The sequence below is a fragment of the Kribbella sancticallisti genome, assembly GCF_039530625.1.
Taxonomy (GTDB): domain Bacteria; phylum Actinomycetota; class Actinomycetes; order Propionibacteriales; family Kribbellaceae; genus Kribbella; species Kribbella sancticallisti.
In genome coordinates this window covers 143,751-157,137 of the sequence record NZ_BAAAOS010000045.1, presented here as the reverse complement: position 1 = coordinate 157,137, position 13,387 = coordinate 143,751, and the positions used below count along the sequence as shown (strand labels likewise).

Below are 13,387 nucleotides of genomic sequence, written 5' to 3'. Positions count from 1 at the left end.
ACCGTGGCCCCGAATTCCGACAAGAACAGCACCAACGCCAGGATGCGAGCAACCCTCGCCGCCGTGGCGCCTGGTACCGAACTGCGCGAAGGCCTGGAGCGAATCCTGCGGGGCCGCACCGGCGCCCTACTGGTCCTCGGACAGGACAAGGTGGTCGACTCCATCTCGACCGGCGGCTTCGAGATCGAGGTGGAGTTCACCGCCACCGGTCTGCGTGAGCTGTCCAAGATGGACGGCGCGATCATCCTCGACCGCGACATGAGCCGGATGTTGCGCGCCGCCGTGCACCTGATGCCGGACCCGTCGATCCACACCGAGGAGACCGGCACCCGGCACCGTACGGCGGACCGCGTCGCCCGGCAGACCGGCTTCCCGGTCATCTCGGTGTCGCAGTCGATGCACATCATCGCGCTGTACGTCGACGACCAGCGCTACGTGCTCGAGGACTCCGGCGCGATCCTGTCCCGGGCGAACCAGGCGCTGGCCACCCTCGAGCGGTACAAGCTGCGCCTCGACGAGGTGTCGGGCACGCTGTCCGCGCTGGAGATCGAGGACTTGGTCACGGTTCGCGACGTCGCCGCGGTCGCCCAGCGGCTGGAGATGGTCCGCCGGATCGCCACCGAGATCGACGGCTACGTGGTGGAGCTCGGCACCGACGGCCGGCTGCTCACCCTGCAACTGAACGAACTCGTCGCCGGTGTCGCGGGCGAACGCGAACTGGTCGTGCGGGACTACCTGCCGCCGGCGACCGGCCGCCGGGCCAAGACGGCCGACGACGTACTGCTCGAGCTCGACGCCGTCAGCCCGACAGATCTGCTCGACATCGGACAAGTCGCGCGCGCTCTGCAGCTCGGTGGGGCCGAGCAGTTGGACGCGGCGGTGACACCACGCGGGTACCGGCTGCTGGCGAAGGTCCCGCGACTGCCGGGCGCCGTGATCGATCGGCTGATCGAGCACTTCGGCCACCTGCAGAAGCTGCTGGCCGCGAGCATCGACGACCTGCAGACCGTCGACGGCGTCGGCGAGAACCGCGCCCGCACGGTCCGCGAGGGCCTGTCCCGGCTGGCCGAGTCCAGCATCCTGGAACGCTACGTCTGACCCCTTCCCGTACTGCGAACGCGGCGCCGGCTGAGCTTTCAGCCGGCGCCGCGTCGTTGGTGTGCGCTTGCCGGACCGGTCGTCGCCGGGTAATACTCCACGTGGAGCACTTCGCGTCGACTAATCCGGATGGAGGAACATGGCGGACCTGACCCCGGTCGGCATGGCCGTCCTGGCCCTGCTGAACGAGCGGCCCATGCACGCGTACGAGATGTACCAACTGCTGATGAGCCGCGAAGAGGACCGCTTGATCAAGGTCCGGTTGGGCACCGTCTACCACACGGTCGAGCGGCTGGCCGGCCAGCGACTGGTCGAGGCGACCGGCGTCGACCGGGCCGGAAACCGTCCGGAACGAACCACCTACGCGATCACCGCCGAAGGAGACGCCGCCCTGCGCCGACGGATCAGCACCGCGATCGAGACTCCGGTCTACGAGTACCCGCTCTTCCCCGTGGCGCTCAGCGAGGCTCACAACCTGCCGGCCGACGAGACGGTTCGGTTACTGGTCCGGCGGATCGAACTGCTGCAGGAGCAGGTGGACGAACTCGACGCCACCATCGCGCGGGTCCGGACCGAGGACGTCCAAGAGGCGTACTGGTTCGTGGCCGACTACCTGCGCACCCAGGCTGTCGCCGAACGCGACTGGCTCCAGACCATCGTCGAACGCATCGAGAGCAAGGATCTGCCATGGCCGTACCGCAGCAAGAACTGAGCCCGGACGTGCGGCCGTGGCCCGCGCTGTGGGCGCTGGTGCTCGGGTTCTTCATGATCCTGGTCGACTCGACCATCGTCTCGGTGGCGACTCCGTCGATCATGGACGACCTCGGGGCGGACGTCGGCACCGTGGTCTGGGTGACGAGCGCCTACCTGCTCGCGTACGCCGTACCGCTGCTGATCACCGGGCGGCTCGGCGACCGGATCGGGCCGAAGAAGCTTTACCTCACCGGCCTGACCGTCTTCACCCTGGCGTCGGTCTGGTGTGGCTTCACCAACTCGATCGAGATGCTGATCGTGGCCCGGGTCTTCCAGGGCCTCGGCGCGTCGATGATGACGCCGCAGACGATGGCGGTGATCACCCGGATCTTCCCGCCGGACCAGCGCGGCCGCGCGATGAGCCTGTGGGGTGCCACCGCAGGCGTCGCGACTCTGGTCGGCCCGATCCTCGGCGGCGTCCTGGTCGACGGGCTCGGCTGGGCATGGATCTTCTTCGTGAACGCGCCGGTCGGCGTGATCGGCTTCGTCCTCGCCTGGCGACTGGTGCCGGACCTGCCGACGCACGAGCACAAGTTCGACCTGGCCGGCGTCGCGCTGAGCACGGTCGGCCTGTTCTGCCTGGTGTTCGGCATCCAGGAGGGCCAGAAGTACGACTGGGGCACGATCAGCGGGCCGTTGTCGGTCTGGTCGCTGATCATCACCGGGCTGGTGGTGATCGCGCTGTTCCTGTTCTGGCAGTCCCGGATCAGGGCCGAACCGCTGCTGCCGCTGTCGCTGTTCAAGGACCGCAACTTCTCGCTGGCGAACACCGCGATCACCACGGTCGGGTTCGCGATCACCGCGATGGCGTTCCCGCTGATGCTCTACGCGCAGAGCGTGCGCGGGCTCAGCCCGACCCGGTCGGCGTTGCTGCTGGTGCCGATGGCGGTCATCTCCGGAGTGCTGGCGCCGTTCGTGGGACGGCTGACGGACAAGGCCCATCCGCGGTACCTGGCCGGCTTCGGCCTGCTCTGCTGCTCGGTCTCGCTGTTCTGGCTCAGCCAGGTGATGGAGCCGACCGTGCCGATCTGGGAACTGCTGCTCCCGATCGCCTTGCTGGGCGTGGCGAACGGCTTCATGTGGGCGCCGATCGGGACCACGGCGACCAGGAACCTGCCGATGCATCAGGCCGGCGCGGGAGCCGGGGTCTACAACACCACCCGTCAGGTCGGTGCGGTCCTGGGCAGCGCGGGCATCGCCGTACTGATGGAGTCGCGGCTGGCCGCCAATCTGCCGATGATGCAGGGTGGCGCGATGGCTGAGGGTGGTGCCGGGAAGTTGCCCGAGGCGATGCATCAGGGGTTCAGCGATTCGATGGCGCAGGCGTTGATCCTGCCGGCCGGGGTGTTGCTGGTCGGGTTCGTCGCGGCGGCGCTGTTCGCGAAACCGTCCCACCTGGAAAGGCCGGCCGACGTGACGACCGCAACCGCCGAGGCTTAGATGTGCCAGACGATTTGGCCGTGTCAGACGATCTGGCTGAGTCAGACGATTTGGCTGTGTCAGACGATCTGGAAGGCCTGCGCGGACGAGGCGCGGCCGTCGTAGACCGCCTTGGCCACGTAGGTGCCGGGCTTCGCCTCCAACTGGCCGGGCAGGCAGCCGGGTCGTGACCGGCGGCCGTTCCAGAGCATGGTGGTGGTCGACTGCTTGCCCTTGGCAAGGACCAGGGTAGCGCGCTGCATCACCTGCCCACACTGGTCAGTGGTCCAGATCTGGTCCTTGCCGGAGGTGATCGTCACCGACAGCCGGGACGGGTCGATGGCCGCCTTGCACTCGTCGCCGACCGCGCTCAACTGGACCACGAGGTTCATCGAGTTGCCGGTCGCCAGCGTCCGGTGGGCCGGCACCACGTCGATCCTGACGTCGTTGCCGGTGCACTTGAGGTCCTTCGGTGTCTCCGACGTCTTCGGTGTCTCGGAAGGCTTCTTCGTCGACTTCGCGTCCGGAGTGGTCGTCGGCGTCGAACTCGGCTCCACGGTCGGCGTGGCCGACAGGTCCTGCTCGGGACTGGTCGCGGCCGTGTTCTTCGGGTCGCTGCCGCCGCCGATCCAACTGGTCAGCACGATCACCAGTGTCACCAGTACGGCGAGAACGAGCGCCCGCCGGAACCAGTAGACGCTGGCGGGCAGATGCCCGACCGGTCGGAGCAGGCTGCTCATGCTGGAACCTTAGTGTCAGGATTGTGCTCGACATGTCAGACTCGCCGCTCCCCCTCGCATCAGCCCTGCACGAGCCCGTCCTCGACTGGTACGCCGGCAACGCCCGTACGCTGCCCTGGCGGGAGCCGGACGCGGGAGCCTGGGCCGTGATGGTCAGCGAGTTCATGCTGCAGCAGACACCCGTCACCCGCGTGCTCCCGGCGTACGGGGTGTGGATGGAGAGGTGGCCCAAGCCTGCCGACCTGGCCGCAGAGGCGCCAGGTGAGGCTGTGAGGGCTTGGGGGCGGTTGGGCTACCCGAGACGCGCCCTGCGGCTGCATGCGGCGGCTAAGGCGATCGTGGAGGAGCACGGCGGCGTAGTACCGGAGGATCATGCGGCACTACTCGCTCTGCCGGGCGTCGGGACGTACACGGCGGCGGCTATCGCGTCGTTCGCGTTCGGGCAGCGTCATGCGGTTGTGGACACCAACGTGCGGCGGGTCTTCGCCCGGGCTCTCACTGGGGCTGCTCAGCCGAGCATCTCACCTACTGCCGCCGACCAGCGGCTCGCAGCGTCCGCCCTGCCTGACGACGAGCCCACTGCAGCCCGCTGGGCTGTCGCAACCATGGAACTCGGTGCTCTGGTCTGCACTGCCCGTACTCCGCGCTGCGCCGACTGCCCCATCCGCAGCCGCTGCGCCTGGGTCCTAGCCGGCTCTCCCCCGTACTCCGGTCCGCCCCGCAAGGGCCAGACCTACGAAGGCACCGACCGCCAGGTCCGCGGCCGCCTCCTAGCCGTACTCCGCGCCGCCCCCGGCCCAGTACCCAAGACAGCCCTAGACACCTGCTGGCCCGACCAAACCCAACGCGAACGAGCCCTAGACGGCCTAGTAGCCGACGGCCTAGTAGACCCCCTCCCCCACTCCCGCTACCGCCTCCCAGCCTGAGCAGGCTGCCTACCCGAGCCCGCCCTCCCTCGCCGCCAGGCTCCGCCTGAGCAGGCCTTGCGGACGCTTCGCCTTCCTTCCCTTTGGTGTGCTGAAAGCACAACGCCCGAAGAGCCTGTGGCGTCTTCGGACGTGGGTGAAACCCGACCGGCGGACCGGATCGGGTGGGGGTGTGCTGGAGGCCGGACCGGGGTCCTGGGGACCCCGGTGGCCGGCCTCAGCGGGTGGTGATCAGTTCTTCTTGCTGCTGGAGGCGGTCGCCTCGTCGCCGTCGTCCGCGAGCAGGTCCAGCGGCATCGCCGGGCTGCCGGACAACGTGGCCAGCATCTGCCGGACGTTGGTCAGCTGCGCGTTGATGCTGTCGCGGCGCTGCGTCGCGGCCGCGAGCTCACGCTCGGACTCGGCGCGGATCCGCTCGGACTTGTCCTTGGCGGCCGCGACGATCTCCTGCGCCTGACGGTTGGCGTCGGCCAGCTGCTGCTGGGCCAGGCGCTCCGCCTCGGACCGGGACCGGTCGGCTTCGCGCTGCACCTGGGCCGCACGGTCGGTGACCGCGGCCAGCTGCTGCTCGGCCAGGGCCGTCCGGGCGGCGAACTCCTGCTCGACCTTGCCGCGGCGCTCGGCCAGGGTGGTCTCGAAGGCGGCCGCTGCCTGGGCGGACTTGGCCCGCTCCTGCTCGTACAGCGCCTGGGCCTCGCTGCGGCGCGCGGTGGCGTCGCGCTCGGCCTCGTCGCGCATGTCGTCGGCCTGGGTGCGCGCTTCCTCGAGGATGCGGGCGGCCTCGGCGTCGACCTCGCTCTTCCAGTCCAGGGAGTACTGCTCGGCCTCCTTGCGGACCTTCTTGGCGTGCGCCTCGGCGTCGGCGACGATCGCCTCGGCGTCGGCGCGGGCCCGGGTGACGAGATCGCGGGCCTCGTCGTCGGCCAGCGACAGGATCTTCGCCACCCGCTCACCGAACTCGGTGAAGGTGGGCGTGCGGTCCTTGTTGTCCTCCTGGGCGGTGATCACGGCGGACTCGGCCGCGTCCGTCCGGGTCTGCAGCTCCTGTACGTGGCGCTGCAGCTGCTCCGACTGCTGCTGCAGCGCGGTCAGCGAGGTGGTCAGCTCTCGAACGTGCTGGTCCACCTGGGCAGGCTCGTAGCCACGCAGAACGGTGCGGAACGGGGTTGGGGCTTCACTGCTCATGTCTTCTGATGCTCACTTCGGTGGGTGGGTGGATCACACATTGTCACTGACAAGGATCTGACTGTCACGTCCTCATCCTGATTCCCCCGTGGAACCCTCGCTACCGGACATTCCACCACCTGCGTGGAAGCCAGGGATAGCGAGTGCCTCGATCACACCCGAAAGCTGGGTGAGCTCCTTGGTGATCTCGTCGCGGCGCTGGTTCAGCGCGGCGACCCTCGCCTCGGCGTCGGCGAGAAGTTTTCGGGCCTGCGCACGCAGTTCGTCGGCGTGCTCGCGGGCCTGCGCCTCGAGCTGCTGGGCCTCGGCGCGGGACTTGCGGATCAGCTCGTGGGCCTGGCGCTGGGCGTCGGCCAGATCGTTCGCGGCGCGCTCGCGCAGCACCTGCGTACTGGACTGGGCCTCGGACTCGCGGCGCTGGGCGCGGGTGATGATCTCCTTGGCCTCGACCTCGGCGGCGGCCTTCAGCCGGTCCGCCTTCGCCTGTGCCTGGGCGGTCACCTTCTCCGCCTGCTGGGTGACGCCGGCCAGGGTCGCCTCGGCCTGCTGGTTGGCCGACGCGAGCGTGGTCTGGGCGAGCGCGGTCAGCTCGGCGTTCTCCTTGGCGATCGCGGTCTGCGTCTCCTTGAGCCGGCTGGTCGAGCGGCTGACCACCCGGCGCAGGTGCGCCCGCTTCCGCCGGGCCATCTCGGCGACTTCCATCGCCGCCCGGTCCCGGATCCCGCGGGCCTCCTGCTCGGCCGCGGCGACCAGGTCGTCGACCGTCTTCTTGCTCCAGGTGGTCTGCTTCTCGGCTTCGGCCAGGGCGGTCTCGGCGGCCCGGTTGGCGTCCTCGACGATCCGCTGCGCCTCGGCGGTCGCGGTCCGGCGGTCGGCCTCGATGCTGTCGACGACCAGCTTGGCCTGCGCCCGGGCGTCGGCCATCAGGCGCTCGTTGGCCGCCGCGGCCTCCGCCTTCTGCTCGGCGATGTCCTCGACGGCCGCTGCCCGGAGCTTGTCGATCTCCAGCGAGATCGCGGCGAGCTTGGCCCGCTCGGTCTCTTCCAGCTCGGCCGTCCGGCGCTCCAGCTCGGCCCGGTTCTCACCGCGCAGGCGCTCGATCTCGGCGTGCGCGGAGGCGATCTCGGCGCGGGCCTTCTCCCGGGCGGCCTCCGCCTCGCGCTCGACCGCGGTGCGCAGTTCGGCCGCCTCGGACTCGGCGCGGGAGATCAGCTCGGACTCGTTGCGGACCGCGGCCTGCGAGACCAGCGCGGCCTGCTCGCCGGCGTCCGCGACCAGCTGCTGGGCCTCCCGGCTCGCGGCTTCGACTGCCAGTGAGGCGGCCTCGCGGGCGTCGCGCGCCTCTTCCAGAATCTCGTCGGCTTCTTCCTTCAGCCGGGCCGCCTCCGCCTCGGCCAGGGCCACTCGCCGATCCGCCGCGGCCTGCGACTCGGCCCGCAACCGATCCGCCGCCTGGTGCGACTCGGTCCGCAGTTGCTCGGCCGCCGCCTCGGACTCGCTCCGGCGCTGATCCACCTCGGCAGCCGTCGTACTGCGAAGCTGCTCCGCCGCGCTCTCGGACTCCGTCTTCAGCCGCTTGGCCTCGGCCAGGGCTTCACTCCGAACCCGCTCCGCCTCGGCGACTGCCTCCGAGCGCACTCGCTCCGCCTCGGCCTTCGCCTCGGTGAGCACCCGCTCGGCCTCGGCGGTCGACTCACTGCGCAGTTGCCCAGCCGCGGCAGTCGATTCCCGCTCGAGCCGCTCGGCCTCTACTTGAGCCTCGGAGCGAACCCGCTCAGCCTCCGCCACTGAAGCCGACCGCAGCTCCGCCGCGGCTGTCATCGATTCCCGCTCCAGCCTCTCGGCCTCCGCGTGGGCCTCGGAGCGAACCCGCTCAGCCTCCGCCACTGAAGCCGACCGCAGCTCCGCCGCCGCCGTCGTCGACTCCCGCTCCAGCCTCTCGGCCTCCGCGTGGGCCTCAGCGCGGACCCGCGAGGCCTCGGCTTCGGATTCGGACCGAAGCTGCTGAGCTGCAGTCTCCGACTCGGAGCGCAGTCGCTCGGCCGTCGCCTCGGACTCCGACCGGAGTTGCTCGGCGGCGCGCTCGGCATCGCCGAGCAGGCGCTGGGCCGCCGCGTTGGCGTCGGCGCGGACCTTCTGCGCGGCCTGCTCGGCCTCCGCGCGGACCCTCTCGGCTTCCGCCCGGAGCCGCTCGGCTTCCTCGAGCGCCGTGTCGTTCTCGTACTCCGCCTGCTCCCGCAGCGTGTCAGCAATCCGCTGCGCACGCTCCAGCACGCCACCCGCTTGCCGCACGCCAAAGGAACCGGCGTCGAGGACCGGTTCCTGGGTCAGCGGCAGACGCGGTGCGTCCATGCGACGAGATGATTCCATCTCCGGCCCCCTCTCCAACAGTCCGGGTCCCAAAGCCGTGGTCATGCAGCTACAACGAGCTAGTGTCCTGCCCCGTTAGTTCGTGCTTCGGCTCCGGCGGCGGAGCTGTGCACGAACCAACGGGGCAGGGCACTCGATGTGCGGACGGGTAACTTCTTTTCATGCCGCTGCGCGATCTTCCCACCGAATCGAAGGCCGCGGCGGCCCTCCTGCGCGTGGAGGCGCTGCGGCACCGAAGGACCATACGACGGACTCAGTGGCCAGGCGTAGTCCTCGCGTGTCTTTCGGTGGGCATTTTGCTGGCCATCCTGCTGCCCGGTCCGGCGAGTACAGGCTGTTACCTCTGGCGTGCGACCAGTCAACCCGTCAACGGCCGCGGCGCCGCACTGGCGCTACCACTCACCCTGGTGGCGCTGATGCTCGCGGATCGCCTGTGTGCCGACAGAATTCAGCTGAGGCGGCAGGTACTTGGTTGGGGCGCGGTAACCCTGGTACTGGTCTCCGCCGCGGCTTGGACAGGCCTGGCCGCACAGGGCCGAACGGGCTGTTCTACTTCACCGGCTGTGATCGGCGTCGTCGTCGGTGGAGGGCTCGCGGCCTCGGTCGCGGCCTACTGGGCGACGCGTCTGCCAGACCCTCCGGCACTGCTCGAGCGGCCGGGAGAAGATGCAGAAAATTCATCGGAAAAAGCTCTCGACCAGTCCGAATTGCGAGCTGTATTCCTCCGGTTGAGCTCGCTGGCCGATCCTCCGGCCGCCCCTCGACCGGTGTTCGTGCCGCTGATGACCGCGGCGCTGTCGGCGTTGCTGCTGCTCTCGACCGTGCTCCCCTGGCGCGAACTGCTCGATCCGGTGGCGCTCGGCCCGGCCGGCGCCGAGGCTGGTCTGGCCCGCGTTCAGCTCTGGGAGATCCCCTCCGCTCGCGCCTGGGCGATCGTGGTCGCCTCCTGTGCCGCGATCACTGTCGGCCTGGCCCTGACCCCCGCGTTGACGGCACTGCGACTTGCAGCGGCAGCCACCGGCACTGTCGTCGTGGTCGGAGTCCTCAGTGCCCTTGCCCAGCTGCCACCCCGGCTGACTGACGGTGTCGGCTACAGGGTCGGCATAGGAGCCTGGCTGGCGTTGGGCCTTGGCCTGCTCCTTCTGACAGGAGGTCTGGCTGTACTCCGCTGGCAGCTGGCGGTGGTGCTGGCTATCGCCGTAGGAGCCGGGCTGGTGTTGCCTGCTGCGGCAGCCCCCGAGTACGAGCCTGAGGTGGTTGCGGGAGTTCCGCATCGGCTGCTGGATCTGCAAGGCGGGCAACTGGTGGACCGCCTGGGGATGCGCGTCGCGATCGCGACCTCGGACCCGCTGGACTCGATCGCCGGAACCCTCGACGGTACGCCGGGCGAGTGGTTGCTGGGCCGGACCGGCTCGGAGGGCTCGACGCTGTTCGAGTACCGCGACGGCGTCGCGCTGCCGCGAGTGACCTTGAGCCACGGGGTGACTCCGCCGGCTCTGCTCGGGGTGACGGACGACCGGATGGTCCTGCTGGCCGGTGGCGCCGTCAACCGGCCGTGGGCGATCCTGTCGGTCCCCCTGACTCTCGTGGCAGCAGACGTCAGCCTCAGCCACAAGAACTCCGACGGCACGTACTACGTAACCCCCGACATCGACGTGCTCGCCACCGGGCAAGGACCTGCTTTCACGCATCGCAACGCGGATCGCTCGGTGGTGGTGTGGGGATCGACCAGCACCTGGCAGATCCCGGCCGATCAACTGCGGCCGGGGATGGACCTCAAGCGCTTCCTGGTGGCTCCCGGGCCGGGTGCTCCGGGTCAGGCCGTCGTCAGCGGGCCTGACGGCACCAGGGCTTGGCGGAACAGCAAGACCGGGCTGGTCTTGGCTCGGCCGGGTTCGAAGGCGCAGCAGCTGACCGGGATTGCTCCCGCGGGCTGCCTGCTCAGCAGTGACGCCGCGAGTTCCTCGTTGACCGTGGACGCCTTCGCAGTGGACGTCCGCGGCAACCTCTGGCTCGGTGGTGGCTCGCCGACTGCGGTGATCACCCCGGACGGAGTACTGCGTCGCCTGCCGGGCGGAACCGCTGGCGTCGACAACATCGAGGCTCGGCCGGACGGGTCGGTGCTGCTGGGGGTTACACCTGGTGGCGGAGATCAGATCCTCGTGGTCCCCTCGGCGGCGGAAGCTGCCGCGTCTTATCCGGCTGCGCCTGCTCCGGATGCTCGCTGCGATCGCCGGAAGCCTGCTGCCGGGAGTACGCAGTACAAGGCGTCGGTGTTGCCGGTCGTGCCGACTGCGAACCCGCCGGGGAAGGTGATGCCTGGCACTGGGACTCAGCTGGTACTGGATGCGCGCGGGAAGCTGGTGCGGTTGCGGGTGCCCAACACTGCGCACGGGTGGGCTCCAGACGGGCTGGGCGGCGTCTGGTGGTCCGTGAGCGGCCGCAGCAGGCCTGCAGCCGAGGTTGCGGTCCACTGGGCACGCGGCGCGGCTGAGGCCGTCACGGACCCGCTGCCTCGACCCCCCACCGAGCGCGGCGAGGCAGCCGCCGCAGGCGAACACCTCGTCACTGCGATCGGCAACGACCTCTACAACTTCTACGGACCCGGGCAGCAGGTCACCCGGATCACGGTGAAGGGCGGCCTCCGGCAAAACGGGCTCGTCCAGCTGCCCTCAGGCGACGCGGCCATGGTGCTGGACGAGCGGCTCGTTCTCGTCTCACGAGCGGGCAAGACGACCACGCTGTTCGGCGGAGCCACGTCGGGCTGGCCGATCTCGTCGCCCGGCGTCGCGCCCGACCAATGGACCACCGACGGCGAGTGGTTCGCCGGACCGGACGGCAAGCCCTGGGGGTACGACGGCAGCCACCTGGTCCGCGTGGTCGGGCCAGGACAGGTCACCGTCGTCGCCGGCCCGGCCCAAGGCGTCCCGCAGGCAGCAGACCAGCTCACCGTCATCGGTCACAGCCTGTACTTCGCACTGGGCAACGACGTCGTCCGGCTGGACCCGATGGCATGAGCGAACTCCCTCCGGACGAAGAGCTTCCCCGCAAGCTCGACGCCATCGAACGGAGCCTGGCCACCAACCAGCACCGCTGGTCCGGCCGCGCCACCTTGCTCGCGGCACTCGCCACCGGTCTGCCCCTCCTGCTCCCGTGGACCTTCAGCCGCCGACTCGGTCTGTCGGTCTGGCAACTCGGCGTCGAGACCCAGCCGGCCTTGGCACTCACCTGGTTGGCCGGGCTCGCCACGTCGATCGCTGCCCTGGCACTACATCCCGGCGCGAGGGCTCAGGTCGCCGCAGCCGTCACCGGCGTCATCGCGGTCATCTTTGTCACCGGTGCTTGGCAGGCGACCTCGGTCGCTTCCCTCTCCGACACTTGGCCTGGACCGGGGAGGGCCATTGCCATCATCACCGGGCTGGCCTGGCTGCTCGCGGCTGCGACCCACCTGCTCACCGCCGCGGCCCCCTCAGCCACGCCTCCGGCTCCTGCGGATCTCTCAGCCGCCATTGCCCGGCTCCGGCGCCACCGCTGACCGAATCACTCGGCTGGGGGAACGCGGTCAATCCGTGGCGTGAGGCGCTCGGCACAGCTCGCGGCGAGGGTTGGGAGACAGGAGGCAGGCGCCTTCGGCAGACGTGGTGTGGAGGTGGTTGATCGTGGACGGTGTTCGGGTGCAGGCGCCAGAGACCGGGAGCGGGCAGAACTCGGGCCGAGAGAAGACGAGTCAACCGGAGACGGGCCGGCAGAGGACGAACCGACTGCCGGGAGTGGTCGCGGTCGGCTCGTTGGTGTTCGGGATCTGGGGCCTGGCGTGGATGTTGGGCGCAGACAGCTACCCGTTCGGGGAAGTGCCACCCGACGGAGACCGGCTGTCGTTGCTGGCGTACTTGCCTGAGCAGGTGGGGGCCGGGCTGATCGCAGTACTGGGGTTCCTGGGAGTACCGGCGGCTCTGGCGCATACGCGGACCGAGTGGAGCGCGTCGGCGTACCGGCCGTTGCTGGGGTTCACCGGAGTGCAGGTGGTCGTGTTCGGTCTGCTCGCGCCGAGCGTCCTCGTCGTGATGGTGACCGGCTACCTGCTGGTGCTGCTGGGTCTTCCCGCGGCCCTGGTGGCGTTGCTCGTCGGGGCCTGGCGGCAGCGGACGACCCGGATGGTGGTCCTGCTGATCCTGCTGGCCGTGGCCGCGCTGGAGTTGATTACCGGCCTCTTCGACTGGGCAGCGTTCAAGGACCTCGCGAAGGAGATCTCCGGAGGACCCGAGAAGGTCGGGTCCAGGCCGCTGTTCGTCTACGGGGCGTTCCTGGTCGGCTGCGGGTGGGCTGTGCTCGGCGTACGCGGGCTGCGGAGCGCACGAGACCGGTGCCTCCGCTGCGGGCGGCCAGGAGCCCGGTGGACGCGGCCGGAGGTAGCTCGGCGCTGGGGGTTCTGGGCGACTGTCATAGCGGCCATGTGCCCCCTTCCGTACGCATTGCTGCGGATGACTTGGCTGCTGCCGAACCCGATCGGTTTCAGCGCGGCCGAACTCGACGCTGAGCCCGGGATCAAGCTGTTCGGTCTTGGCCTCGGCCTGATCGCCCTAGCCTCCGCAGTCGCAACCCTCGGCCTCATCCGCCCGTGGGGCGAGGTCTGGCCCCGCTGGATCCCGTACCGCGCCGGCCGCCCGGTGCCGCTCAAGGCCGTGGTCATCCCGGGCGCCGCCGCCGCGACCCTCCTGCTCGTTGGCAGCCCGTCGCTCGTCTCGCTGGCGTGGTCCGCCGACGCCGGCACCCTGGAGAACGTGGGCAACCTGCTCATCTTCCCGTTCCCGCTGTGGGGCGCCGCGGTAGGTCTGGCCACCGCGGCCTACTACTACCGCCGCCGCCCACCCTGCCCCACTTGCCACCTGTCCTGAC

Annotated in this window: 10 protein-coding genes; 7 read left to right on the top strand and 3 right to left on the bottom strand. The window is 69.9% G+C overall.

The window, feature by feature from the left end; translation table 11 throughout:
* Positions 1 to 3: 3 nt before the first annotated feature.
* From disA to ABD255_RS28915, 3 genes are all read left to right on the top strand, one after another.
* Positions 4 to 1,098 (top strand): DNA integrity scanning diadenylate cyclase DisA, encoded by a 1,095-nt coding sequence (gene disA, locus ABD255_RS28925; RefSeq protein WP_344219531.1) that lies wholly within the window; start codon positions 4 to 6, stop codon positions 1,096 to 1,098.
* A 139-nt stretch (positions 1,099 to 1,237) separates the two neighbouring features.
* The gene (locus ABD255_RS28920) at positions 1,238 to 1,810 is read left to right on the top strand and encodes a PadR family transcriptional regulator (protein WP_344219529.1); all 573 of its coding nucleotides are present in this window, start codon (positions 1,238 to 1,240) and stop codon (positions 1,808 to 1,810) included.
* Positions 1,786 to 3,291, top strand: coding sequence for a DHA2 family efflux MFS transporter permease subunit (locus ABD255_RS28915; RefSeq protein WP_344219527.1), 1,506 nt, complete (start codon positions 1,786 to 1,788; stop codon positions 3,289 to 3,291). Before ABD255_RS28920 ends, ABD255_RS28915 begins: the two co-directional genes overlap by 25 nt.
* A gap of 59 nt (positions 3,292 to 3,350) precedes the next feature.
* On the opposite strand, the gene ABD255_RS28910 is transcribed toward ABD255_RS28915, so the two are convergent.
* Positions 3,351 to 4,010 (bottom strand): hypothetical protein, encoded by a 660-nt coding sequence (locus tag ABD255_RS28910; RefSeq protein ID WP_344219525.1) that lies wholly within the window; start codon positions 4,008 to 4,010, stop codon positions 3,351 to 3,353.
* 32 nt (positions 4,011 to 4,042) lie between these two features.
* Between ABD255_RS28910 and ABD255_RS28905 the strand changes: the two genes are divergently transcribed.
* Complete coding sequence (locus ABD255_RS28905) at positions 4,043 to 4,936, top strand: HhH-GPD family protein (protein WP_344219523.1); 894 nt, start codon at positions 4,043 to 4,045, stop codon at positions 4,934 to 4,936.
* Between the two features lie 231 nt (positions 4,937 to 5,167).
* Here the strand turns inward: ABD255_RS28905 and ABD255_RS28900 are convergent, their stop codons facing one another.
* Both ABD255_RS28900 and ABD255_RS28895 read right to left on the bottom strand, forming a co-directional pair.
* On the bottom strand, positions 5,168 to 6,121 hold the full coding sequence (locus tag ABD255_RS28900; RefSeq protein WP_344219521.1) for a DivIVA domain-containing protein: 954 nt from the start codon (positions 6,119 to 6,121) through the stop codon (positions 5,168 to 5,170).
* A gap of 72 nt (positions 6,122 to 6,193) precedes the next feature.
* Complete coding sequence (locus ABD255_RS28895; RefSeq protein WP_344219519.1) at positions 6,194 to 8,473, bottom strand: kinetoplast-associated-like protein; 2,280 nt, start codon at positions 8,471 to 8,473, stop codon at positions 6,194 to 6,196.
* Positions 8,474 to 9,219: 746 nt separating this feature from the next.
* Between ABD255_RS28895 and ABD255_RS28890 the strand changes: the two genes are divergently transcribed.
* The 3 genes from ABD255_RS28890 (at position 9,220) to ABD255_RS28880 (ending at position 13,386) form a co-directional block, all read left to right on the top strand.
* Complete coding sequence (locus ABD255_RS28890) at positions 9,220 to 11,508, top strand: hypothetical protein (RefSeq protein ID WP_344219517.1); 2,289 nt, start codon at positions 9,220 to 9,222, stop codon at positions 11,506 to 11,508.
* Positions 11,505 to 12,026: a hypothetical protein gene (locus tag ABD255_RS28885; protein WP_344219515.1), complete on the top strand. Its 522-nt coding sequence runs from the start codon at positions 11,505 to 11,507 to the stop codon at positions 12,024 to 12,026. The genes ABD255_RS28890 and ABD255_RS28885 overlap by 4 nt, the downstream gene beginning before the upstream one ends.
* 124 nt (positions 12,027 to 12,150) lie before the next feature.
* Positions 12,151 to 13,386 (top strand): hypothetical protein, encoded by a 1,236-nt coding sequence (locus tag ABD255_RS28880; RefSeq protein WP_344219513.1) that lies wholly within the window; start codon positions 12,151 to 12,153, stop codon positions 13,384 to 13,386.
* Position 13,387: the final 1 nt, after the last annotated feature.

Excerpts from the sequence above, each read along its gene's own strand:
- ABD255_RS28900 (WP_344219521.1), bottom strand. The coding sequence starts at position 6,121 with ATGAGCAGTGAAGCCCCAACCCCGTTCCGCACCGTTCTGCGTGGCTAC.
- ABD255_RS28895 (WP_344219519.1), bottom strand. The coding sequence starts at position 8,473 with ATGGACGCACCGCGTCTGCCGCTGACCCAGGAACCGGTCCTCGACGCC.
- ABD255_RS28915 (WP_344219527.1), top strand. The coding sequence starts at position 1,786 with ATGGCCGTACCGCAGCAAGAACTGAGCCCGGACGTGCGGCCGTGGCCC.
- ABD255_RS28885 (WP_344219515.1), top strand. The coding sequence starts at position 11,505 with ATGAGCGAACTCCCTCCGGACGAAGAGCTTCCCCGCAAGCTCGACGCC.
- ABD255_RS28910 (WP_344219525.1), bottom strand. The coding sequence starts at position 4,010 with ATGAGCAGCCTGCTCCGACCGGTCGGGCATCTGCCCGCCAGCGTCTAC.
- ABD255_RS28905 (WP_344219523.1), top strand. The coding sequence starts at position 4,043 with ATGTCAGACTCGCCGCTCCCCCTCGCATCAGCCCTGCACGAGCCCGTC.
- ABD255_RS28920 (WP_344219529.1), top strand. The coding sequence starts at position 1,238 with ATGGCGGACCTGACCCCGGTCGGCATGGCCGTCCTGGCCCTGCTGAAC.